Source organism: Psychrobacter phenylpyruvicus DSM 7000 = NBRC 102152 (assembly GCF_000685805.1).
Classification (GTDB): domain Bacteria; phylum Pseudomonadota; class Gammaproteobacteria; order Pseudomonadales; family Moraxellaceae; genus Psychrobacter; species Psychrobacter phenylpyruvicus.
Map to the genome: position 1 here is coordinate 39,827 of NZ_JMKP01000011.1, position 23,917 is coordinate 63,743.

General features: G+C 42.2%; 15 protein-coding genes. 3 read left to right on the forward strand and 12 right to left on the reverse strand.

The annotated features are described in order from the left end of the window. Nucleotides 1–86: 86 nt before the first annotated feature. From G561_RS14955 to G561_RS0106265, 3 genes are all read left to right on the forward strand, one after another. Complete coding sequence (locus tag G561_RS14955) at nucleotides 87–605, forward strand: TonB-dependent receptor plug domain-containing protein (RefSeq protein ID WP_051584403.1); 519 nt, start codon at nucleotides 87–89, stop codon at nucleotides 603–605. A gap of 15 nt (nucleotides 606–620) precedes the next feature. Beyond that, on the forward strand, nucleotides 621–2,225 hold the full coding sequence (locus G561_RS14095) for a TonB-dependent receptor plug domain-containing protein (RefSeq protein WP_051584404.1): 1,605 nt from the start codon (nucleotides 621–623) through the stop codon (nucleotides 2,223–2,225). A gap of 83 nt (nucleotides 2,226–2,308) precedes the next feature. Then, on the forward strand, nucleotides 2,309–4,525 hold the full coding sequence (locus tag G561_RS0106265) for a TonB-dependent siderophore receptor (protein ID WP_028858780.1): 2,217 nt from the start codon (nucleotides 2,309–2,311) through the stop codon (nucleotides 4,523–4,525). 533 nt (nucleotides 4,526–5,058) lie between these two features. Here G561_RS0106265 and G561_RS0106270 read toward each other — a convergent pair. From G561_RS0106270 to G561_RS0106330, 12 genes are all read right to left on the reverse strand, one after another. Further along, nucleotides 5,059–6,723, reverse strand: a complete 1,665-nt coding sequence (locus tag G561_RS0106270; RefSeq protein ID WP_028858781.1) for a multidrug ABC transporter permease/ATP-binding protein — start codon at nucleotides 6,721–6,723, stop codon at nucleotides 5,059–5,061. Between the two features lie 169 nt (nucleotides 6,724–6,892). Further along, nucleotides 6,893–9,163 (reverse strand): TonB-dependent receptor, encoded by a 2,271-nt coding sequence (locus G561_RS0106275; RefSeq protein ID WP_028858782.1) that lies wholly within the window; start codon nucleotides 9,161–9,163, stop codon nucleotides 6,893–6,895. A gap of 248 nt (nucleotides 9,164–9,411) precedes the next feature. After that, nucleotides 9,412–10,605: a sugar transporter gene (locus tag G561_RS0106280; protein ID WP_028858783.1), complete on the reverse strand. Its 1,194-nt coding sequence runs from the start codon at nucleotides 10,603–10,605 to the stop codon at nucleotides 9,412–9,414. Between the two features lie 242 nt (nucleotides 10,606–10,847). Then, nucleotides 10,848–12,503: a BCCT family transporter gene (locus G561_RS0106290; protein WP_028858784.1), complete on the reverse strand. Its 1,656-nt coding sequence runs from the start codon at nucleotides 12,501–12,503 to the stop codon at nucleotides 10,848–10,850. A 534-nt stretch (nucleotides 12,504–13,037) separates the two neighbouring features. Next, a complete protein-coding gene (locus G561_RS0106295) occupies nucleotides 13,038–14,306 on the reverse strand; it encodes an ABC transporter substrate-binding protein (RefSeq protein WP_028858785.1) in 1,269 nt (422 codons plus the stop codon). Nucleotides 14,307–14,418: 112 nt separating this feature from the next. Next, nucleotides 14,419–16,431 (reverse strand): AMP-dependent synthetase/ligase, encoded by a 2,013-nt coding sequence (locus G561_RS0106300; protein ID WP_227674050.1) that lies wholly within the window; start codon nucleotides 16,429–16,431, stop codon nucleotides 14,419–14,421. Between the two features lie 5 nt (nucleotides 16,432–16,436). Beyond that, nucleotides 16,437–17,285, reverse strand: coding sequence for an ABC transporter ATP-binding protein (locus G561_RS0106305; RefSeq protein ID WP_081794393.1), 849 nt, complete (start codon nucleotides 17,283–17,285; stop codon nucleotides 16,437–16,439). Further along, nucleotides 17,285–18,052 carry an ABC transporter ATP-binding protein gene (locus G561_RS0106310; protein ID WP_028858788.1) on the reverse strand — a complete coding sequence of 256 codons (768 nt, stop codon included), beginning with the start codon at nucleotides 18,050–18,052 and terminating at the stop codon, nucleotides 17,285–17,287. Before G561_RS0106310 ends, G561_RS0106305 begins: the two co-directional genes overlap by 1 nt. Further along, the gene (locus tag G561_RS0106315; protein ID WP_028858789.1) at nucleotides 18,049–19,146 is read right to left on the reverse strand and encodes a branched-chain amino acid ABC transporter permease; all 1,098 of its coding nucleotides are present in this window, start codon (nucleotides 19,144–19,146) and stop codon (nucleotides 18,049–18,051) included. Before G561_RS0106315 ends, G561_RS0106310 begins: the two co-directional genes overlap by 4 nt. Before the next feature lie 115 nt (nucleotides 19,147–19,261). Beyond that, nucleotides 19,262–20,140: a branched-chain amino acid ABC transporter permease gene (locus tag G561_RS0106320; protein ID WP_028858790.1), complete on the reverse strand. Its 879-nt coding sequence runs from the start codon at nucleotides 20,138–20,140 to the stop codon at nucleotides 19,262–19,264. A gap of 478 nt (nucleotides 20,141–20,618) precedes the next feature. Continuing rightward, nucleotides 20,619–21,164 carry a porin family protein gene (locus G561_RS0106325; protein WP_028858791.1) on the reverse strand — a complete coding sequence of 182 codons (546 nt, stop codon included), beginning with the start codon at nucleotides 21,162–21,164 and terminating at the stop codon, nucleotides 20,619–20,621. Between the two features lie 79 nt (nucleotides 21,165–21,243). Then, on the reverse strand, nucleotides 21,244–23,853 hold the full coding sequence (locus G561_RS0106330; protein WP_028858792.1) for a TonB-dependent receptor: 2,610 nt from the start codon (nucleotides 23,851–23,853) through the stop codon (nucleotides 21,244–21,246). Between the last annotated feature and the right edge of the window lie 64 nt (nucleotides 23,854–23,917).

Sequence of the window (23,917 nt, forward strand, 5' to 3'; positions counted from 1 at the left end):
GCAGACTTGATAGAAGCATTTTTTAATGCTCTCCGTACCGTTCAAGACAATCCTTAATGCTTAAAATTTAATTAAAAAGGTTCGCTATGATTCAAAAAATTTATACTACCCATCCTCTGAAACGAGCTATTTTATTGACCATAGCGGGTATGTGTGCAGGGTATACGGTGAGCTCTTATGCGCAAGATCACTCTACGCCTCAAGCTGATAATCATCACCTAAATCTTACTGAAGAGGCTGAAACACAATCCTTTACTGTGCCGGTTGTTAAATTTGACCCCATTGTGGTGACCGCAACCCGCAGTAATAAGTATTTAAGTGAGTCGCCTGTGGCAGTACAGGTGCTAGACAAGATCAAGTTGGAGCAAAACCATGCCCATACCTTAAAAGAAGCATTACAGCTTTTACCCAATGTGTATTTGGCTCAGCTGCATGGCAAGACTGGTTATGAAGTTAGAATGCAGGGATTCACTGGTGATCAAGTGTTGGTACTTATCGACGGTCTACCTGTATCGGCTAGTACAGGTTCTAGCTTTAATATCAATCAATATCTGAATACAACGATAGAGCAAATCGAGATTATCCAAGGGGCAGCCTCTGCATAATATGGTAGTTCAGCGATGGGTGGGGTGATCAATATCATTACCAAACCTATTAGTGATACGCATGCTTCAATTACCGCAGAGCTTGGTACTAATGGCTCACAAAACCCTTCTGGTAAGAGTTTTGATAATAATTACAGTTTCTTTGAGGCTGGTATAGAAGGTGCATTATCAGCAGATAAGCGTCTAAAAGCACGCCTGTCAGGAGCTTATCGAGAGGATAAAGGGCTTAGTGTGGATCATGAGGCTTGGCCACGTCTCAAAGATGCTTCTGAACAAAAACAAGTTCAGGCAAGAATTAGCTTCGTGCCAGATATCAATGATGCTAATGAGACCAATCCAAACAGTAAATATTGGCTAGAAGCTGGATATTATGATGAGCAGGACAGTAGCCGCTTTAATCATGTGGAGCGTGACGGTAGCGTTAAGCAGCAGCAACGTGATGAGGATATTAAGCGCAAAAGACTAAGTGCTGGCGGTGAGAGTAAGATTTTTGTTGGTGATAGCACCCAGGGCTACAAGCTTTCGGGCTCAGTGTTGCATGAGAATTATGACAGCCACTCGCATACTGCTGCCGATGGTCAGCCAAACGGGGTACGCGATTTTGACTCGAAAACTGATATAGCCCAATTCCAAGTTGATCTGCCACTTATTAACAGTGGTGAATATCAGTGGCATGCTCTTCAAGTCGGCATGAAATACCAAAAAGACAAACTGGATCAAAGAATTGACGGGGTCTCTGAATTTGTGACCGATAAGGTTGATAGAGATGTTGTTGAAGCTTATGTTCAAGATGACTGGGTACTTAGTGAAAACTCGGAGTTAGTGGCTGGCGTGCGTTATCAAGATGACAGTGATTTTGGTAGTCACTTCGCCCCAAAGCTTGCGCTGAAGCATGAATATTACGACCAAGATAACCGTAAGCATGTATTTCGTGCCAGTGTGGGGAAAGGTTACCGAGTTCCTAATTTAAAAGAGCGCTATCACTTGTTTAACCACAATAGGTATGGTTATAGAGTAATAGGTAACCCAGATTTACAGCCTGAGGAATCTACCAGCTATCAGCTTAGTTATCAAACTGAGTTAACGGACGCAGTGGCTCTGAGCCTTAATGGATTTTATAACGATGTAAAAAACCTTATCCAAACTGATAGAAAAAATCCAGTTATGGATGGAGTAATACCCGTTTATAGTTATGACAATGTGGATAAAGCTCAGACTTATGGCGGCGATATAGGAGTGAATTGGCAGTTTAATGATACGACGCAGCTTAATTTAGGCTATGGGTATCTACATACTAAGAATAAGACTACAGATACTGAATTAACCTTTAGTCCAGAGCATAAGATTACTGCCAACTTACAGTATCAAGCCACGGATAAGCTGCAATTAGTGCAACAACTGCGCTATGAGTCCAAACAATTGGTAAAAACGGATGCTAACAGTTATTCGCCTAGCTGGTGGGGGCTTGATACTCGGTTCAACTATGCAGCTAATCCTAATTTAGATCTGTATCTGGCAATCAATAATCTGCTTGATGATCAACGTAGTGCTAGTGATGCCAATGACCAGCGTCCTATCGATAACCGGCAGTGGTTGGTTGGTGCCAGTTATCATTGGTAAGGCTGGGATAGGTTATAGCTTAAAACAGATCAGAGAGTAACATTCTATGCTCTATAGCCTTACCATTGACATTAAGGTGATTTATGAAATTGAAAATTAATAACGAAAGATTAACTAGGGCCATTCAATTGTCCTTGATGTTTGGTGTTGGGCACTATGCTTGTGCACAAGCATTAGTCACTAATAAAGCCACTACTTTGGATCAGTCTCAAACTGAAATAGTGCCTACAGCCAAGCCGTTACCTATAGTCAAATCAGAGCCTACAGGCTTGTCTATGCCCAGCGCTATTTTTGATACTCTCACTGTGTATGCTGATAGCTATCGAACCACAGGTACCAAGACCAACCTTAACCCTGAAGACTCACCCATGAGTTATAACCGGATAGAACAAGAGGTATTGCAAAGTAGGCAAGCTGACAGTATTAATGCGGCATTACGTTATGAGCCCAGTGTTACTAGCGAAAGCCGTGGCACGGTTACTTTATTTGATGAATATAATATTCGCGGATTTAAGACCTATTCAAACTTTTATGATGGGCTCCGTCTACCATTTGATGGGGCTTGGAATCTTGTGCCACAAGTAGATATTTATGCTACTGAAGCTATCGAAATCGTCAAAGGGCCAGCGTCCTCACTGTATGGTTATGCGTCACCTGGCGGTATGGTGAATCAAATTGCAAAAACGCCCAGCAGCACAGAAGCTCATGAGTTAAAGACTAGGTTTGGCAATCAAAACTTAAAAGAGGTAGCTACTGATCATACTGGAGCATTGAGTGATACGGCTAATTACCGAATGGTTGCTTTAGCACGAAAAAAAGACGGTCAAATGCAGACCACTGAAGAAGAGCGTGTCATGATTAATCCGTCAATTGAGTGGCAACCCAGTGATGCCATAAACGTGATTGCTAGCTTTTTTTATCAAAATGACCCACATATGCTGCCATCAACACCGTTACATTCTATAGGAACAGTGTATAAAGCCAGTTATGGCAAACTTGATAGTGATGCTTATGCAGGTGATAAATGGGCCAATTATAGTAAGACAGTATTGATGCCAAGTATCACAACCAACTGGGATATTAAAGATAATATACAGTTTAAAAATGTGATTCGTTATACGGATGCTGAGGGTGAGCAGCGTAATATTTACAATCGTGGGCTTGCTAATAATACAGATAATATCCTTATTCGCTCGGCATATACCACTGATGAGGAGATGACTAACTTTACTACGGATAATCAGTTGGCTTATCAGTTTGACACTGGTGAGATGTCTCACAGCTTATTATTTGGCATTGAATATCAAAGCACCGATAGTAAGGCCACTTATAGAGATGCTGGTACTGCTGGAACACCGGTGCTTGATATGAATAATCCAGACTTTGATCAAATTAATGCGGCTACTCTACCTTTGGCAAATTATATTCAAAACGATCATATTAAACAGACACAGCTGGGTGTCTACTTACAAAATGAGACCCAATGGAATGATCTCACAGTCGTGGCTGGACTGCGTTATGATGATTTCGAGAGTGAAAATAAGCAAGTCAAAGCTGGAAATCCCGTCAAAGTCATTAATGAAGCCCAAGAAACCAGCGGCCGTATTGCTGCTACCTATAAGTTAGACAATGGTATATCTCCTTATGTCAGCTACTCTGAATCTTTCCAACCTGTGGTGGGTAGTAACTTTATTACCGGTAAGGCCTTTAAGCCTAGTACAGCAGATCAAATTGAAGTGGGCATGAAATACTTATCTGCTGACGCAAACACCAAGGCCTCATTAGCTTTATACGATATTACTAAGCAGAATGTGGTAGTAAGTGACTATATTAACTATCGCAATCAAACTCAAACGGGGGAGATTAGCTCTAAAGGGGTTGAAGTATCTGCTATTCAAAGGGTTAGCGATTGGATGGATTTATCAGCGAGCTATAGCTATACCGATGCTGAAATTACTAAAGATGAAGTTAATCCTCACTATGTGGGCAATATGCCTGAACAAGTGGCTAAACATAAAGCGACATTATGGGCAGATTTTTATCCCACAGATGACCTTACGCTAAAGGCAGGTTTGCGTTATCAACAAGGTATGCAAATCGATCGGCTGAATAGTGATGAGTTATCTAGTGTGACAGTGATGGATGTTGGAGGCAGCTGGCGTGTTAATGATATCTGGAGTATTGATGCTAATGTGAGCAACTTATTTGGCAAAACTTATGTAGGAACCTGTTTTGACACTTCAAATTGTTGGATGGGACCTGAGCGTCAAATGAGTATGAGTGTCCGTGCTAAATTTTAGCCATCCTTTTAAATGAACCTCTTTAACTGTTGTTTTGAACTACCATCCTTTTAAATTAACTTTTTAATTATCTATTACTCTTCTTTAATCAGCTATTAACACTGATAGTTAAAAGTTAGAAGCTGCGTTTAATCTTTGTTTAAACAGAGTTCGTAAAGCTTTACTGGGGCTGATTAATAAACGATCTGAAATAGAGAAGGCCTCGATTAGTTTAAGCTATAACAACAGTGATGTTATGAGGTTTAATCTTTATGGCCAGTAATAGAAGGGTTTCTAAATTTAATGGAAATGCTTGTAACGCCGGACCTAAGAGAATTTGCGACAAATTAGGCGCTTGTGTTAACGCCAACTGACTCAGCGATAAAATTCAAATTTTTATAGTTACGCTCTTAAAAAGACTCTTAAAAAAATAGTTATGCTCTTAAAAAGGTTAAAGTGCTCTTGTTGCTATGAGCATTTTGACCTTTTTTAATATCTTTCTTTATGATCTAGTGGTATAACTTGTTTTTATGGCGCATTTTTATAACCTACTTCTATAACATCGAGATGGCATCAGCGCTGGCTTGCTTTCTTTGTTCAGGGTTAAGCTCTATAAGTTTGCCTTGTTTCATAAGTAGCAGTCGGTCAGCATGCTCAAAGTAACTGTCATCATGACTAATGATAAACAAGGTTTTGCCTAAGGCTTTTAATTCAGGGATTAAACTTTGATAAAAGATCCGGCGAAAGGCGGGGTCTTGATCGGCTGCCCACTCATCTAACAATAAAATATCCTTATCTTCTACCACTGTGGTCAGCATTGCTAAGCGCTTGCGTTGACCTTGCGAAAGCTTGTCTGTAGATAATTTACTGCCTTCAATACTGACTTTGTTTTGTAGCTGTAGGCGGTGTTGCCAATGTTGAACCAGACTCATATCTGGGGGATTACCTTCAGGACCAATTAGCTGTTTAAAAATATACTGATCACTGAAAATAGCCGAGAAAAGCTGACGATACTCAGCTCGGTTGGTATCAGTAATAGGACGTCCATCGATGCTCAGTTGCCCCCCTGTAGGGGTGAAAATACCGGTAAGCACTTTGGCTAGCGTTGATTTACCACTGCCATTTGCACCTATTAAAAACACCACATCACCTCTATTTAAGGTCAAATTCACTTGTTTTAAAATCATATCTTGGCTTGAGTACTGATAATCGAGGTTACGCAGTTCAATACTTTGCCAGTTATTGTCCGTATTAGCTGTTACAAACTGAGGTTCATAATCTGCCAACTGTAAAGATTGGATTTTATCGAGCGCCACTTGCGCAGTTTGCAAAGTGGGATACGCACCCACAGCATGCAAAATAGGCGACTGCATAAACAATAAGGTTAAGGCAAAGGTAGTCGCAATACCAAGTGATAACCCCAGATAACTCGCCACCGCAAAAATAACCCCAATGGCAGCAAACATCATAATATTTGACCAATTCACAGCAGACAGATGATAAGTATCCGCCTTAATAATAGTTTTCTTGTAAGCGGTGGCATGACTAATCAGGTCTTGGGTATATAAATTCTTAGCACGATGCTGATTAAGCGCCAGCTCTTTACGGCCTTCAATAACAGCTTGATAATCTTGATAAAGCGCATCGTTAATATCGCGAATATGGGTTAGATTTTGATAGACATGTTTGACCAATAAGGTGCTTATCCAAATGGTCATAACTATCCATAGCATAATAATCAGTAGCAATGGCAAAGATAGACTGCCGAGATACAAGGACACTGCTAACGATAAAATAATACCTTGCACCAACTCTGGCATTCTGACAAAGGCAGTGGTTAAAGTTTGAATGTCCGTTGACAGACTGGCCATTAAAGGTGCACTTCCCAAATGATCTACCTGAGCCACGGGGGTGTCTAAAATTTGCTTAACTAACTGAGTTCTAAGCTGATAAACAAATTGATGACCCAAATAGGTCAGTGCATATTGGGAGGTAAAAGAGGTAGCAAGTAGTAGCAATACTAAGCCTGAAAATTGTGCGAAGCTTAGCCAAGATAACGCCTCAAAAACCTGACCGCTCAAAAACGTCTGATTGATATAGGCAATGATACCGACACTCACCGCCGCATTGAGCAGATTTAAAGCAATGACCTTAATAAAACCTAAGCGATATTGAGTCCAGATAAGAGCATATAAGGATGGTGAGGAGATGGAGGACATAGCAACTCGATAAGTAACTTCGGGGTAATAGATGAGGCCTAAGCAGCAGGCCATTAGTAAATAAAAGGGAGTAGGTCACGCCTAATCCCTTTTTTTAGTATTTATGATTTGCTTGACTAATTAATAAACAAATAAATTTATTAATTCAGTGTCAGTTCGCTTATTTGTACTAGAAGTCAAAAGTGGCTGATACTTTCAGCGCAGTTGGCTCACCGGCATTCAGATAGCCTTGGCCAGGATAGCCGCCCACTGATTGCCAGTAGTCTTCATCTGTTACGTTGGTTACCACGCCTTTGAAAGTCACCTCTTGCTTGCCTAATTGAGTACGATAGCGGGCACCCAAATCTAAGGTAGTATAGCCATCAACTTTTAAGGTATTGTCCGCATCGGCATAGCGACTGCCGGTATGAATCACATCACCGGTTAAGGTTAAGCCAGAGACAGTGGCAACGTCATACTCTACGTTTAAATTACTTTGTAGTTTAGGAATACCAATCACGCGCTTGCCATCTAAATCTTGTGAACCCGTATCGGTTTGCTTGGCATCTAAGTAACTAACCCCCGCATTAAGCCGCATATTCTCAGCGGGGCTACCAAAGACAGTTAGCTCAACGCCTTGATGGCGATTTTCACCGGCTTCCACAAAGGTATTGGTATCATTAACATAAGCGCGAGGCTGAGTAGTGCGATACAGTGCTAGGCTACTGCCTACTGTACCGTTGTCGTATTTTAGGCCGATTTCAGATTGCTTAGTCACGTAAGGGGCTAAGGTTTCACCCGCATTGGTGACCGCTTTATTCAATGAGGTAGCAGGGGCAGTTTCACCTTTACCTAAGCTTTCAATATAGTTGCCGTATAAGGACCAATCTTGATTGGGTTGGTACACTATACCGACGCTCGGTGTCCATTCACTTTGATCGTATTCGGAGGTTTGGGCTTGGGTATTGAAATCATAGCTATGGGTTTCAATATTCTGATGGCGCACGCCCAAAGTAGCCTTCAATTTATCATCCATTAAGCTGATGGTATCTGCAAGCGCCACGCTGGTTAGCTGAGTCTCAGCAGTACGTTTTGGATCATTAAGATTGCCACCGAGAGTGGGACTACCAGACCAGTTATTATTTTTATAAGCGGTCGGTCGATATAAGTTGGTGGCCAATTGATTAGCAGAATCAAAAGCATAAGCACCTTTTTCTTCTTGATCATAAAGATCCCCAGCTAAGGTCCAGTTATGCTGAGTGTTGCCGAGTTGCAGTTTGCCACGTAAGCCCAGTTGCGCACTTTGAACCCTATCTTCACGAGTGTTGTCAAAGCGATAAGTACTGCCTGTGCCGTCGGTATTGGTGACTGTAAGGTTGGCTAAAGAATTCTCTTCCTCACCTTTTCGCGCGCCGTAAGCGGCGTAACCCGTTAGGTTATTTTGAAAGTCATATTCAGCGCGCAAAGTACCAAACAGATCTTTTTCGTTGGAGTAACTCCAAGGCTGGGCCCAGTTTGTATCGCCTTTGGGTGCTTTAGGCACAGCAGTTACCCCACTTAAAGTAACATTAGGGCGAGTCTCATTTAGCTTATTGTCTTGCCAACCTAAGTCAGCAGAAATACGATATCTGTCGCCTCGGTAATCTAGACCAAGAGCGGCCAATCCTAATTTGGCAGACTCATTATCGACCGCACTGTCACCGTCTTGGTAAGCAGTATTAAAGCGAATTCCACCAGCATCATCTTCTCCAAAACGGTCACTGACATCAATGCCCACTCGGCCTTGATTACCTGCGCCGTAGCCTAAAGTTAACTGCCGCAATGGCTCATTGCCGGCACGTTTTGGTAGTAAGTTAATGGTACCGCCAGCATTTCCACCACTGGGGGCAGCGCCATTTAGCATGGCAGAAGCACCGCGTTGAAGCTCTACACGCTCAAATAACTCTGTGGCAATGTATTGGCGCGGTAAAATACCGTACAGTCCATTAAACATTGTGTCATCAGAATTGGTCACAAGACCTCGGATTAAATAAGCTTCTTGGAAATTACCAAAGCCTCTCGCCACCCGAACTGTTGGATCTTTTTTGAGTAAGTCACCAACACTATGAGCTTGTTGGTTTTTGATAAATTCATTGGTATAAGCGGTGGTTGAAAAAGGGGTTTCCATAATGTCTTGGTTGCCCAGCAAACCAACACGGCTACCAGTGGCAACTTGTTCACCTTCATAAGCTATCGGTAGACCTTGGGCCGAAGCATCTGCACTACTATTAACCACAATAGTATCAAATACAGCCACGGGCACTTCTTTTGAGTCCGCAGTCATATCAGATGCCGCCCAAAGTAGTGGGCTACTCCCGAGCATTACTGCTGATGCTGAAAAAATACCTAGATATTTTAATGAAGCCGTTCTATGAGTTTGATGAATGTGCAAGAGTGCAGAAAATAAAGGAGACAGTTGCATGACAAATTCCAGTCTGATTATAAAAATTGAGTATTATAATGATAATGATTTTCATTACAATAAATTTTAACACAGACAGACTAAACTTTTATCAATATCGTTTTTCTATTAATAAGAAGGATGGAGAATCTAAGGTTGTGTGATTGATAGTTTGGCAATAGATAAATCAGTTGAACAATGAGGGTAAAACCAACCATAGACTCATTATTCAACTGAAGTAAAAAAGGTAGTGTATTCACTCGGACAGATTAGGAACGTCGCAGAACAGGGAATTGCTTAACCATAAATAAGATAAGCAATAGTGCTACCAAACTTATCACCGATCCCACATAACCAATACTGGACAAAGAAATGTGAGTCACGGCATAACCACCGAACAGAGCGCCAGTACCGATACCTAAGTTGATAATACCGGAAAACATAGACATCAGCATGTCTTGAGCATGTTGGTCTACCATTAGTACTTTAGCCTGCATTGAAATAATAAGCAGCATTAAAGCCGTTCCCCATAGCGTTGCATTTAGACTAAGTGCCCAAACCGAATTAACTGCCAGTAGTAAGCTCAGCATAGATAACAGCATGATGATAATAGAGACAAACATCAGTAGAGTGCTGTGTCTGTCCCCCCAGCGGCTAAAGATAACACTGCCTATGATGCCTGCTCCGCCAAATAGCAACAATATAAACGTGGCGAAGTTTTCACTGATAGAGCCGATTTCACGCATGAACGGCTCGATATACGAATAGGCCGTATAGTGCGCAGTGAACACCGTGAAAATCAGTAAATACAAGCAGACTAATAGTGGGTTTTTCAGTAGTTCAGGGACTTTTCTAAAAGACCCTTTAAACATACTGGGTAACGTAGGTAATAGTCTTGCTTGTAATATAAATACCACCAAAGCAATGAAGCCAATACCGCCAAAAGTGGCACGCCAACCATACCATTGACCGATAATTCGGCCTAAGGGCACGCCAAGCACCATAGCCAATGAGGTGCCAGTAGCTACCACACTTAGGGCAAATGCCCTTTTGTCTTCAGGGGCGACACGAATGGCGATGGCGGCGGTAATTGACCAGAATATCGCATGAGAAAAAGCTATACCCACGCGGCTGATCAGTAAGACATTAAAGCTCCAAGCAACAACTGACAGAATATGACTGACAATAAAAACAGCAAATAAGCCCAGCAATAGCTTTTTACGTTCCAGTTTACTGGTGAGTAGCATTAGTGGCAATGACATGGCCGCCACAATCCAAGCATATAAGGTAAGCATCCAGCCAGTTTCAGCTGTGGTAATGGAGAAATCTCGGGCAATGTCACTTAGTAGAGCCACTGGTACAAACTCGGTGGTGTTCATTACAAAAGCACTGATGCCCATTAAGATAACTTGAATGTATTGCGTTCGGCGAGAGAGAGTCTCTGCTTTAGGAGTATGAGTCATAAAATCAAATACAAAAAGGGGCCAATTAATGATAATTAGCCTATGAGAAAAATAGAAAATTTAAGAGGGGATGAGAGAACAAACAAGATAACAAGTTCAGCCGCTAAGTTAAAGAGGACTTTTGCTATTACTTGAGTAATTTAACACTTTATAGTGGAAGAAAAGTTACAGCGAAAGCAAAAACCAGGTAAGTTTGATACCTGGCTTTTACTTAAAATAGCAGTTGATGTGAAATATGGCGATTAGTATTTCTCCAACTCATCAAGTAACCATTCACGAGCCTTATAAATGCGTCTTAGACCTAGGAATAGGCTGAAACACATGACCAGCAATACGAAGGTGAAGGGTAGGCCGGTACTGACAGAGCCAGATTGTAGCGAGGTAAGTGCTGCCTCACCACCGCCATACAATAGGGCAATAGCAATCAAACCTTGTGAGATGGCCCAGAAGATCCGCTGTGGTACGGGTGCTTCAAGCTTACCGCCTGCAGTGATGGTATCGATAACTAACGAGCCTGAGTCTGAGGAAGTAATGAAGAATACCAAAACTAGGATAATAGCGATGATTGAGGTGATCATGCCAAGGGGTAAATTATTCAACATCTGGAACAAGGTTAACGAGGCATCCGTAACCCCTTGAGAAAGCTCACCGACTTGGTTTTTGTATTGGCTCAGGCCTGTTTCACCAAATACGGTCATCCAAATTATGGTCACAAGAGTTGGAGCAATCATTACTGCGGTTAAGAATTCACGTACGGTGCGACCTTTAGAAATACGAGCGATAAACATACCTACGAATGGTGACCAGCTGATCCACCATGCCCAGTAAAATAATGTCCAGCCATGATAGAAGGTGGTATCTGTGCGACCTACTGGGTTAGATAACGGTAGAATGTAGGAGGCGTAGGAGACGCCAGTACCGAATATTTGACCGATAAGCTTTAGTGGATTAGAGACGATAAAGATGAATAGTAATAATAATAAAGCCAGTAACATGTTGAAGTTAGACAACAGCTTAACACCGCCATCTAGACCACGATAGACTGATAGGGTGGCTAACATAGTTACCGCAGCGATGATGATCATCTCAACGACGTTAACCCCTAAATCTATCCCGAATAGGTATTTAAGACCACCAGCAGCTTGCTGAGCACCTAGACCTAATGAGGTAGCCAGACCAAAAATAGTGGCCAATACCGCTAAGATATCAATGATATGACCCGGTAGACCCCAAGTTTTTTCTTTGAAAATAGGATAAAAAACTGAGCGTAAGGTCAATGGGAAACGGAAGTTGAAGGCAAATAGTGCCAGTGAAAGACCAACCGTTGCATAAATAGCCCAAGGATGAAGGCCCCAGTGATACATGGTAGCTCCCATGGCCGCTTTATAAGCTTCGGGAGTACCAGGCGCTATACCCAGTGGAGTACCACCCCAGTCAGTGGCATAACCTAAAGGCTCTGCAACCGACCAAAACATGAGGCCGATACCCATACCTGCGGCGAAAAGCATGGCTATCCAGGACAGACGGCCAAAGTCTGGGGTGGCTCTAATACCCCCAATACGAATATTGCCATAAGGAGAGATAATTAACAGTAGACAAAACAAAACAAAGATGTTGCTGGCACTAACGATAAACCAGTCGAAGGTATTTACTACCCATTCTTTGGCACCATTTAGCCAAGAGTTAGCCAACTCTGGCATGGTTAAGGTAAATACAACGAAAGCTAAAACTAATAGTGCGGTAATACCGAATACTGGGTTGTGAATATCCATACCCATGACTTGCACGTTATTTTCACCGACTTCGTGCTCTGTGGTATATAGCCGTTTGCGAAAACGACGGATTAACGATTTTGGAATTTTGTCAGGGTTGGGGATTTTGTTAGGGTTAATACTCATAATATTGTCCTATGTAAAGTTGATAAAATTCGAGCAAAGAGTTTTGCTTTTATTTACTACCTTTATCAATATTAGAGTCGCTTTATGTCATAGATGAGGCTTGATTGTCGCATTAGCGCTCGTTATAACGAAAGCTAATATTGAACTTGAACTCAATAAATAAATTGGGCTAAGTAGCTTAGACCAATGATAATCTCCGTAAAATGCTTAAGTTAGCAATGTTTTATTACGAGATAATGGAGAGAGGGGTATATTTAATATACAAAGATAGTATTCGTTAATAAATAAACTACTAATAAAATTTACTTGACAAAAAAACAGACCGAGTATCCTAACAAACAGCCGCTCTATGTCAAATAATAGTTACAGAAAATGAACATTTTAGAATTCGTTATGGAAAAGTAATTTGCTAGCAAAAGTTGTTTAAATGTAGGGCAGGGGGTAATTATCGCTGCAAAAAAAGCATATCAAACCTTGGTTTAATATGCTTGCTAACAGAGTGAGTGGTTAATTACTCAATGACTTTGGCCTTAATTACTCAATAACTTTAGCCACAGGTTCCCATAGTCCGTTTTGTACTTGAGACAAATAAGTATTTTTAGTAGCCGCATGTTTATCAGCATTCATCTTGAAGGTTACCCCTATTACATCATCAGTAAAATCAATGGTTTCAAGGCCTGCATTCAAACTATCTGCATTAAGATCAGGGCCAGCTGCTTGTAGTCCTTCTACTAGCGTCCGTGCTGATAAATAACCAAGCACAGCACCTGATGAGGGACGATCACCATTTACTTCGGTATAACTGTCTATCCAAGCTTGAGTTGCTGGCTCATCCTTACGGGTATGAAGGTCTTCCCAATAGGACACAGCATACAGCCCTTCAGAGGCCCCACCTGGTGCTGAAGCTACTGTCTCATGGAAGCTTGATACAGGGGCAATAAAGCTAACATCTTGCCAGCCCATAGCTTTGGCTTTACCAACGACACCTATGGTTGAGCGAACCCCTAAAGAGGTCGCAACTAGGCCACAATCCGCATCTTTTAGTCGTGCTAAAGTGCCGGAGAAGTCTGTTTCATCAGGGCGATGGGAAGTGGCTTGCGACAAGGTCACATTTGGGTTTGCTTCAGCAATATCAAGGGCTGCCTGATGGGTCTCTTCCCCAAAATCAGAAGGGATATACATAACACATAGATTGCTGATATCATTTTTATCAATTAAGTAGTTAATACCTGCTTTCATCGACTCATAATAAGTTGCACCTAAAGTATAGCGGCGATTAAACGGGCCTTCGGATTGCATAGGCTCAGCAAAGGTTAGAGGCAATATATTTGGTACGTTATTACGATCCATAATAGGGAAAGCGGCCAAATTATGTGGTGTACCAAGGCTCATTAGCATGGCAAATACTTTGTCACGATTAACTAGCTTATTAGTAGCCTGTACAGCTTTTGGCACTTGATAGCCATGATCTTCGACCACGTAGCGGATTTGACGACCATGGATACCACCATTGGCATTCACTTCTTCAAAATACTGATTGGCAGCTTTGACAGCGGGCGCCGAGAATACAGCAAATATACCGGACAAATCATGAACACCACCGATGACAATTTCGTCATCAGTAACCCCTTGAACGGGTATGCCACTGGTCGACTCCGCATCATGAGCAGTTGATTTCTCAGTTATGGCTGTTTCACTAGTCTCGCTAGAGGCAGTATTATCACTCTCAGTTTGAGTACACCCTGTTAGCCCAGACATAGTAATTGTCAAAGCCATCAAAGTTAATTTAAAGCTTCCTTTCATTGTATCTCTCCTTGCGACATTGTCGCTTAATACTGCAAATTTAAATTACTGCAGGTTTTAAAAAGTACCAATCTATCCAAAAAATGTGATAACTCACATAAAGAAGAGCAGACTAGTACATCGCATCGATCAAAGCATGGTGCCTTTTTTCGACAAAACTTCGTTTGAGCTTCATAGTAGCGGTTAATTCTTCATCTTCAGCGGTTAACAAGACATCTATAAGGCGGAAATATTTGATTTGTTCTACTTGAGCAAAAGATTGGTTGGCGTCTTGGATGACCTGATCTATCAAGTCAATTACTTGAGGGGAATGACATAAAGAGCTAAAGTCAGAAAAGCTTACTTGATTGTCTTGGGCAAACTTCTCCACATTTTCTTGATCAATCATAATAAGACAGGTCAGGTATTTGCGCTTATCTCCAATGACCACAGCGTCAGAGATATAGTGAGAAAATTTAAGTTTGCTTTCGATTACAGCAGGGGTAATGTTTTTGCCACCCGCAGTGATGATAATGTCTTTAATTCGACCGGTAATATAAAGGTAGCCTTCTTTTATTTCTCCCATATCGCCGGTATGCAGCCAGCCGTCTCTTAAGTCTTCTGCAGTTTTTTCCGGATTATTCCAGTAGCCATCAAAGATATGTGGACCTTTAATTAATATTTCACCGTTATCAGCTATGACAGCTTCGCTGCCAGGAATCAGTTGTCCCACGCTACCAAGTCGAATGTTACCTAGACTATTTACTGATATAACACCAGTGCTTTCGGTCATACCGTAGCCCTCATAGATACGTACGCCGATAGCATGGAACCATAAGATAACTTCAGGGGATATGGGGGCCGCACCTGTGATCGCTCGTCGAATATTGGACATACCAAGTAGTTCACGGATTTTTTTTAGTACTAGTGTGTCCCAAAACCTGTATTGTATTGAAAGCGCTGAGCTTGGCGTGTCACCTGCTAATGTGACAGTGGCATAGGCTTTACCGACTTTAACAGCGTTGTCAAAAGCCCAACCATTGAAGCTACTGGCATCACTGCGCATATTGCTCACCGTGGCGTATAGCTTCTCCCACAGTCTAGGAACGGCGGTAAAAGTATGCGGGGAGACTTCACGCAGATTATCAAATACGGTTTCTGTACTCTCAGCGAAGTTAACGATACAGCCTCTATGGATAGGAATGTCTACTGATACAACGCGTTCTAGAATATGACACAGGGGCAAAAAACACAGCTGTTCATCAGAGGGATAGACATCTAATACTGAGGCGGTCGCCTGTATTTCATACATACTATTGGCATGAGTGATAATGGCGCCCTTAGGATTGCCTGTGGTGCCTGAAGTATAAATTAAAGTGCGGATATCGCTAGGCTGACTAAGATCAATTAACTGCTCAAAGCGAGTCTCAGCGTTTGTGGCTTGTTGGCCTAATTCGATTAACTGCTCCAAGAACAATACGCTGTCATCATCTAAGTCGCGCAGACCCTTTTTATCAAAGACAATAATTTTTTTTAAGCTAGGCATTAACTCGCGGACTTGCAAATATTTATGCAGCTGCTCATCGTTCTCTACAATTAAAAACTCAGAACAGCTATCGTTAACCAAATAAACCAGCTGCTCTGGGCTATCTGTGGTGTAGATACCGTTAGGGATGCCACCGACTGCACAAATGCCTAAATCGCAATACAGCCACTCTTTATTGTCTTCACTTAGTATGGAGACAGTAGCGCCTTTATTGAGCCCTAAATCAATTAGTCCCATGCCGATATCACGAGCACAATTATAATAGTCGCTCCAGCTACTGCTCTGCCAAATACCAAGCGACTTCTCTCGATGTGCTGTTTGGTTACCACGCTCTTTGCAGACATGACGCCAAAGCTTAACTAAAGTGTCACAATCACTAATAGTTGTATGTGAAGAGACTTTTGATGATGTAGAAGTATGAGCTTGGATAGAGCTGGATAAGGAGCTATTAACAGTATCGTCTTGAGCCAGAGCGTTTTCGGAAAACGTAGGTTTATTTAAAGAGGCAGGTGCCATTATGGTGGGTGCTGTCGCTGGGGTGAGTAGCTGCAGCTTATTTGGAAAAAAGCTATAAATTAATGTGGGGCTAATTATTGTCATGGGTATTATCGCCAAGTCTTTTTGCGTTTGAATCGGGTGTTTGCATCTGTCGATTGTTGGGTTTGGCCAAGATAGAACTCTTTGATATCGTCTGACTGCATTAGCTCATCACTGCTACCAGCCATGACAATACGCCCTGTCTCTAATACATAGCCATAATCAGCTGCTTTGAGAGCGACACGAGCGTTTTGTTCTACCAGTAATATAGTGACCCCTTGCTCTTTATTGAGTCGACGAATAATAGTAAATATTTCTTGTACCAGTAGCGGGGACAGCCCAAGAGATGGCTCATCGAGTAGCATAAGTGTGGGGCGAGACATCAGGCCTCGACCAATAGCGAGCATCTGCTGTTGTCCCCCTGACAGGGTGCCAGCGGACTGGTTGCGGCGCTGTTTTAGAATAGGAAAATATTCATAAATCATCTCGATATCACGGGCAACCTCAGCTTTGTCGCGCCGAGTGTAAGCACCCATAACTAGGTTTTCAGCGACACTTAAAAAAGGGAAGACCTCACGTCCTTCTGGCACATGCGCCAAGCCTTTATTGACCAAGCGATCTGGCTGAACACCATCAATGCGCTCACCACGGAACCAAACTGCTCCTTTTTGCGGATGTAAGACACCAGAGACGGTCTTCATTAGCGTGGTTTTACCCGCACCATTAGCGCCTAAGATAGTGACAATCTTGCCTTCTGGTACTTCAATATTGACCCCTCTTAATGCCATGACTGGACCATAAAAGGCTTCAAGGTTACGCACTTCAAGAACATTATGAGTCACTGGAGTTTCGATTAAAGGCAGCGGTGGCTCAGGTAGGTTCGGCGAGGTTGCGGCTGGGGCTAGAGGTTTTTGCATTAGATTTCCTCCGAGCCAAGATAAGCTTCAATGACCACAGGATCTGCTTGAACTTCTGCGGCAGTCCCTTGTACTAAAGGTTTACCTTCTGCTACTGCCAACACTCTATCAGAGACGCGGTTAACCAGGCTCATATCATGTTCCACCATTAATATTGTCAATCCCAAATCCTTCTGCATATCTTCAATCCACCATGCCATCTCGCTAGTTTCTTCAACACTCAGTCCAGAGGCAGGCTCATCCAATAAGATAAGCTTGGGGTTGGAAGCCAAGCCGCGTGCAATCTCAACCACTTTACGGATGCCGTAGGGCAGCCCTGCAATAAGCTTATCGCGGTAAGCTTCTAGGCCTAAAAAGTCGATAACCTTTTCGACTGCATAGCGATGCTCACGTTCACTGCGGCGTACACTTGGCAAAAACAACAACTCTTGTAACCAATGGGTGTTTCGCTGAGAATGACGACCTATCAACAAATTTTGTAAAACACTAGAGTGATCAAACAGTTCGATATTTTGAAAGGTCCTAGCAATGCCCAGCTTAGCTATGTCATGAGCGGGTAGTTTGGTAATATCAGTGCCGTCAAACATAATACGACCGCTAGTTGGCTCGTATAGTCTGCTTATTAGATTAAATATAGTAGATTTTCCTGCCCCATTAGGGCCAACAATAGTGAACACTTCACCTTCTTGTACTTCAAAGCTGACGTTGTCTACTGCTTTAACGCCTCCAAAAGCGATGGAGAGTGACTGTACTTGTAATAAACTCATTGCATACGCTCCGTTTTAAGATAAGTTTTGGAGCGGCGAAACAGCCCTTTTCGGTACAATGGAAACATCTCTAACCAAGTCCGAATCTTGACCCAGATACCAAACAGACCACGAGGTTCGTAGATAATAATAGCGACAATAATCAATGCAAATAGAGCAGTGTCAATACCCGGGTATTCGGCAAGCGCAATACCAGTAGTTTGATTTAGAAAATCGCCTGAGATAGAGATAACTTGAGGTAGGAGGACGATGACAATTGCACCAAAGATAGCTCCTTGAATAGAGCCGAGACCACCGATAACCACTTGAAGTAGGAGAGTAATAGAGATTAGAACTAAAAAGCTTTCGTAATTTACTGCTTGCACAAAATGGCCATACATAGCGCCTGCTATACCGGTAATGGCACAGGATAGGCTAAAAGAGATGGTCTTAGCGCGAGTGACATTGACCCCAAGGGCCTTTGCTGAGACTTCACTGTCTCTTATGGCCAAAAATGAACGGCCAGTGGCACTGCGTAGTAAATTAATATAGGCCAGTGTAACTAACAATAGTATGCTAATACATAAGTAATAAAAGGTGCGAGGGGTAGCATAGCGATCTATTTGATAATCAAACAGCATAATAGGAGAGGCGTATAATCCAGCAACACCACCGGTAATGGGCTCGGCAATAATGGCAACATCTTCAATGATAATACTGAGAGCAAGGGTCGCAATTGCCAGATAGATACCGCTGGTTCGCAGTATAGGTCTAGCAATGATTGCACCGATGACCCCAGTAATGATAGCTGCCGCTAGTAAGGCGGGTATAAAGTGCCAACCTCTAATCATTAATGCCATATGGCTAAAGGCTCCGATCGCCATAAAGGCGGCATGTCCTAAGCTAACTTGACCGGTATGACCTATTAATAGCATTAGACCAAGGCCTGCGATGGACCAGATAAGAATGGCACTTAGCTCGCTAATATAATAACCACTAAGTAACCAAGGTGCTGCCATTAGTAATAGCAGAAGCAGGGCATACTTGAAGCGATGTGCATTGTCTTTAAAGATATTGATGTCTTGATCATAGCTGTGTTTGAACTGGGCTTTCATCTAAAATTATCATCCTTGATAAGAGGGAAGGAGCGTCGTAAGCCATTTAATTCAAACCTATAATGAAAGCGTTTGATTGGGTAGGGGTACGATATAAACCGTGTTTGCTGTGCTACTAAACTTTTTTCTGTTTCATTTGAGCAAAGATACCGCCAGGTCGAAGTATTAATACTGTCAACATGAGTACGTAAGGGGCGACCTGTCCAAAACCCATGGGTAAATAGCGACCGGCAAAGGGTTCAATTATGCCGACCAACAAGCCGCCGGCCAGTGCCCCAGGTAATGAGCCGAGTCCGCCTATTACTGCTGCTGCAAAAGCTTTAATGCCAAATAGTAAGCCGACAGAGGGCTCAATAGCCCCTTTTGCGGCAAATAATACGCCAGCGATAGCCGCAACCACACCGGATAAGGCCCAGACGATACCGTTAATACGCTTGACAGGGATGCCCATGTAATAGGCTGCCATTTGATTTTGGCTGCTGGCCTGCATGGCAATTCCTAAGCGAGTATGAGCAAAAAAGAAATAGAGGATGCTAGTAAGCGCAACCGTTGAGATGATAATAATGACATCGACATAAGCGATGGTAAGACCATATATGCTTAGCATGACCCCAGAAAAAGGTGTCTCTAGTGAAATGGGCTCATGACCCCAAATAACGCTTGCTGCGAAGCGCATCAAAAAGCCTAGAGCGATGGTTAGAATAATCATCGCAAACTGCGGTTGGCCAAAGATACCTCGAAGTACGAAACGATCTAATAAATAGCCAAATAGCCCCATTACTATGGAGGCTAGAGTGATACCGAGTAAGAAAGGTAGGTTGGCTTCTGAGGCATTGATGAAGGCGATACTTAAAAAGGCGCCCAGCATCATCATGTCGCCTTGTGCAAAATTAACAGCTTCTGTGGCTTTATAGATGAGCACAAAACCCAGTGCTAATAGACCGTAAATACAGCCGTTGGCAATTCCGCTAATAAGCAGTTGTAGAATATCCATAAAGTCCCTTTATGTGTTAAGTCGATCAATTAGTAATCGGCTTATATTTATAACCAGGTTAAATCACTGGTCCGTGTTCCGCAGTCCGATTGCGTTACTACGCTGTATTTAATTTAAGCAATAAAAATATTTATTATTAATTTTTTGTTAAGATTTGTTTACATTACATTAACATTCGACCTATGTCTATTAAATATATAAAATAAGTTAAATAAAAATGTATTGTTAGCTATACTAAACTCACAGGAGGGGTGGGTTGGAATATTACTATTTTGATATGAAAGGCTTGAATTGGGGAGTCGCTAAATTTATCACAGTGCTATGAGTACAGTAATGGTTTAAATTTAACGACTTAGATCGGCTATAGCTATGCGTGCCTTAGCTGCTACTAGCTATCCAAAAACTTTATAAGAATGGGTTAGATAGCTCTAGATTATACAGCTAAGGCATATTGGTTGATGAGATTGGGCTTTGAATACTAGAACTTGTAATTAAAACCTAGATTAATAGCGTCTATATCTGAATTTAAATAATCGTAACCTAGCTCAAGGTTGTATTTATCTCCCATTTTGTAGCCTACAGCCAAGCCACCTGCCACACTGGTTTTGTTATCACTGGTTTTTTCTTGGAATACAGTGGTATCAATCAGCTTTGCATCACGGATTTTGACAACATCTAACTCGGTTCTTGATACCCCTAATTTTGGTTTCAAATATACAGGGGAGTCATTCAATGTATACTTATAAGTGCCGTATAGCCCATAACTTTGACCGTCGAAATCCTGACGTCTATCATTAGCGATAAACTCCTTACCATCAGTCGCTAAATACTGGCCTTCAATAGCAAAGTTTTCATCAAACTGATAAGCCCCTTTAACCCCATAAGCAAATGAGCTTTTTGGCAGATCAAAATCAAGTTGGCCTAAAATTAGACCTACAGAAAAACCGGAAGCGTCCGTATTTTGTGCCATAGCTGCATTGCTTGCTAGTAGAGTCATAACAGCGATAATAATGGATTTTTTCATACAATAATTCCTGTGTTAATGTAATGTTATATTATAACATTACTTTTTTATTTTATGAACAATTTTTTGAGAAAATTAATTAGAATTCAACGTTCAAACTTAGCATGAAGTTACGCCCCATCTGTGGCACATAAGGCAAGAAGGAGTTATGCACGTAAATGTATTCATCAAGCAAGTTATTAGCTCGTAATGAGAGGGTGTAATCTACTGGATGCTTGGCATTGTCCCATGTATTTTTGTAATCCACTCCGACGTTTAGGAGTGAGTAGCCACTGGTAGAATCTTCAGGTACTTCCGTGACTTTTAAGCGGGATTCATCCCTTGGTATATTGACAACTGTCGCTGTGGAGGTTTTGTTTTGGGCAAAGACTCGAGTAAAGTCTAGTGAGGTTGACCAATTATCATTGTATTCATTGTTTAAGCGCAAACCTAAGCGTAGTGGTGACATACGTGGGGCGTTGCGTTCTGGGCGCTCGACTTTGTCGATACCAATAACTTCATAGTCTGGGTAGCCACACCACTCTTCATATACATCGTCGCCTGGCGAAGCACCACACTCTTCAGGTGGCATATATTTAATGACTTCATTCTGACTTTTGATTTCATTACCATAAACTGGGGCAAAGCCATACAACTTGCCACGCACATAGTCACCAAATAAAGTAGCACTATGGCCAGGTAGATATTCGTAGCCAACTTCGGCTTCTAAGCCTTGGATTTTGGCTTTGGATTGGGTCATACGGCGCATATATAGGTTGCCGTCTTTATGCAGGTTTTCAGCATGGACATAGTTGTCAAAGTGGTTGCTGTAAGCGCTGGCCTTGTAACGCCATTTGTCACCAGTAAACTGGATGCCTAGCTCGAAGTTATCTGACTCTTCTTTATCGAGGTCTTTATTGCCGTATAAGAAGGAGTTGGTCGCTAAGTTTTTGCCATGATAATAAAGCTCCATAGGTGTGGGCAGACGCTCATTGTGTGAATACGACATATCTAAGCGATATTCAGGGGTCATATCCCAGATAGCGCCTAAGGCATAAGAAAAAGCAGACTCTTGATAAGGGGTTAAGTCTGGCTGTTCAGGCTTCAATAATTGACCGAGAATCTTGTTTTGAGCTTCAATCTCGTCCAGGTTATAGGTAACTGGAATTTTTGAGTGCTCATAACGCAAGCCTGCTTCGAATAACCAATCATTAAGCTTATATTGCTCTACCCCAAACACGCTAAATTGACGATGTTTGTTTTCTACTAAAGGACGGCGGTTCTGAGGATGTTCCTCTTTAGAAGGGATCAGCGCACTGCTTTTATGAGATTGACTCTGAATACCCCAAACCCCTTGTAAATGCTCAGTAGGGGTGTGGTAGGCTTCTAGTTTTGCGTTGTAACCTTGATTGTCAAAGTAGGAAGGTTGTGCTTTAACAAATCTCTCTCCTTTAGCAGGGTCTGGGATGGTCTTACCATGATCGTGTTCTTCGTGATGATAGTCGTGATAGGCAACATTCAAACGTACCTTTTCGATAGCCGGTATAGGCTCTAGTAATTCGCCTTGTAAATAGTAGCTTTTACTATTCATATCAACCCAAGGTCCACCTTGGGTATGGTCATGATCATGTCCATAAGGGTTATCGTGGCTATGGGGTTCGTCTTCATTATGGTCGCTATCACAGTGGAAGTGAAAAGATTCTGCTAAGTCTTCATCGCCCATTAAGTGAGGATAAGCAGCTAGATAAGGTTTATTTTTATAGTTTTTTTGAGGATAGACCACGTGTCCATAACACCCATCCAACTTATGATTGTGACCTACTAAGCCATATTTGTCCTCTCGTTCACTATAAGCGACCCCGATATGACCTCTCTCCCCGACATAAGATAAGCCGATAGTACCAACGTTGGACTTATTTTGTGAGTCGGGTAGGTAGTTTAGTTTATCTCCGAGATTAATCTCGGGTACTTCATACTCATTTGCTTTACGAGTTAGCCCTTCGACACGCAGTGCCACATTGTCAGTTAAGCCAAAAGTTATACCTGCCGTTGCCACTCTTTCATCATTATTTTCATTAAAGCGTAAAGTTGCTTCCCCTGTATAGCCCTCTGGAACTTCAGTAGGGATACGTCCATCCACCACATTGATAACCCCAGCGGGTGAGGCATTGCTATATAGCAGCGTAGAGGCACCACGGATTAATTCAACCTTATCAGCAAGTAGGGTATCTACTCCAACCACATGATCTGGGGATAGGGTAGACATATCTATTGCATCCATACCGTTCTGTAAAATTTTGACACGGACACCCTCTTGACCACGCACCACAGGAGCTGAGGAGCCACCCCCAAAAGGATTACTATGCACGCCCAATTCATCTGCTAAAGCATTACCTAATGTGGCAGAGCGGTGACGTAATTTTTCATTATCAATGACGACATCGCTGGCTTTCTGAGCATTGTCAAAAGCCAGGCTACTTGGGACATGAGTTGATGAAGGCGGAACGGTGATGGTATCAAAGATGGCAATGGGGTTTGATGCAGAGTCAGGGGTTGAGTCAGTTTCAGAAGCCTGTTGTGAAGGGGTCTGCTTTTGGTCTTGAGTATCCGTTACCGTCTTAGAGCTAACGGCAGCTTGTGCCATTGGGGTGTGAGAAAGATAGGACAGCATAATGGCCGAAACGGCATAAGATAAGGGTTTTATTTTCATAGTAATTAAAAGCTTTTTATAACGGTGATAAAAAAATCCCAGACAGGAAGCCTGTTGGGAGCGG

Bases quoted from the DNA above. Each gene is read 5' to 3' on its own strand.
- G561_RS14955 (WP_051584403.1), top strand. From the start codon at position 87: ATGATTCAAAAAATTTATACTACCCATCCTCTGAAACGAGCTATTTTA.
- G561_RS14095 (WP_051584404.1), top strand. From the start codon at position 621: ATGGGTGGGGTGATCAATATCATTACCAAACCTATTAGTGATACGCAT.
- G561_RS0106265 (WP_028858780.1), top strand. From the start codon at position 2,309: ATGAAATTGAAAATTAATAACGAAAGATTAACTAGGGCCATTCAATTG.
- G561_RS0106270 (WP_028858781.1), bottom strand. From the start codon at position 6,723: ATGTCCTCCATCTCCTCACCATCCTTATATGCTCTTATCTGGACTCAA.
- G561_RS0106275 (WP_028858782.1), bottom strand. From the start codon at position 9,163: ATGCAACTGTCTCCTTTATTTTCTGCACTCTTGCACATTCATCAAACT.
- G561_RS0106280 (WP_028858783.1), bottom strand. From the start codon at position 10,605: ATGACTCATACTCCTAAAGCAGAGACTCTCTCTCGCCGAACGCAATAC.
- G561_RS0106290 (WP_028858784.1), bottom strand. From the start codon at position 12,503: ATGAGTATTAACCCTAACAAAATCCCCAACCCTGACAAAATTCCAAAA.
- G561_RS0106295 (WP_028858785.1), bottom strand. From the start codon at position 14,306: ATGAAAGGAAGCTTTAAATTAACTTTGATGGCTTTGACAATTACTATG.
- G561_RS0106300 (WP_227674050.1), bottom strand. From the start codon at position 16,431: ATGACAATAATTAGCCCCACATTAATTTATAGCTTTTTTCCAAATAAG.
- G561_RS0106305 (WP_081794393.1), bottom strand. From the start codon at position 17,285: ATGCAAAAACCTCTAGCCCCAGCCGCAACCTCGCCGAACCTACCTGAG.
- G561_RS0106310 (WP_028858788.1), bottom strand. From the start codon at position 18,052: ATGAGTTTATTACAAGTACAGTCACTCTCCATCGCTTTTGGAGGCGTT.
- G561_RS0106315 (WP_028858789.1), bottom strand. From the start codon at position 19,146: ATGAAAGCCCAGTTCAAACACAGCTATGATCAAGACATCAATATCTTT.
- G561_RS0106320 (WP_028858790.1), bottom strand. From the start codon at position 20,140: ATGGATATTCTACAACTGCTTATTAGCGGAATTGCCAACGGCTGTATT.
- G561_RS0106325 (WP_028858791.1), bottom strand. From the start codon at position 21,164: ATGAAAAAATCCATTATTATCGCTGTTATGACTCTACTAGCAAGCAAT.
- G561_RS0106330 (WP_028858792.1), bottom strand. From the start codon at position 23,853: ATGAAAATAAAACCCTTATCTTATGCCGTTTCGGCCATTATGCTGTCC.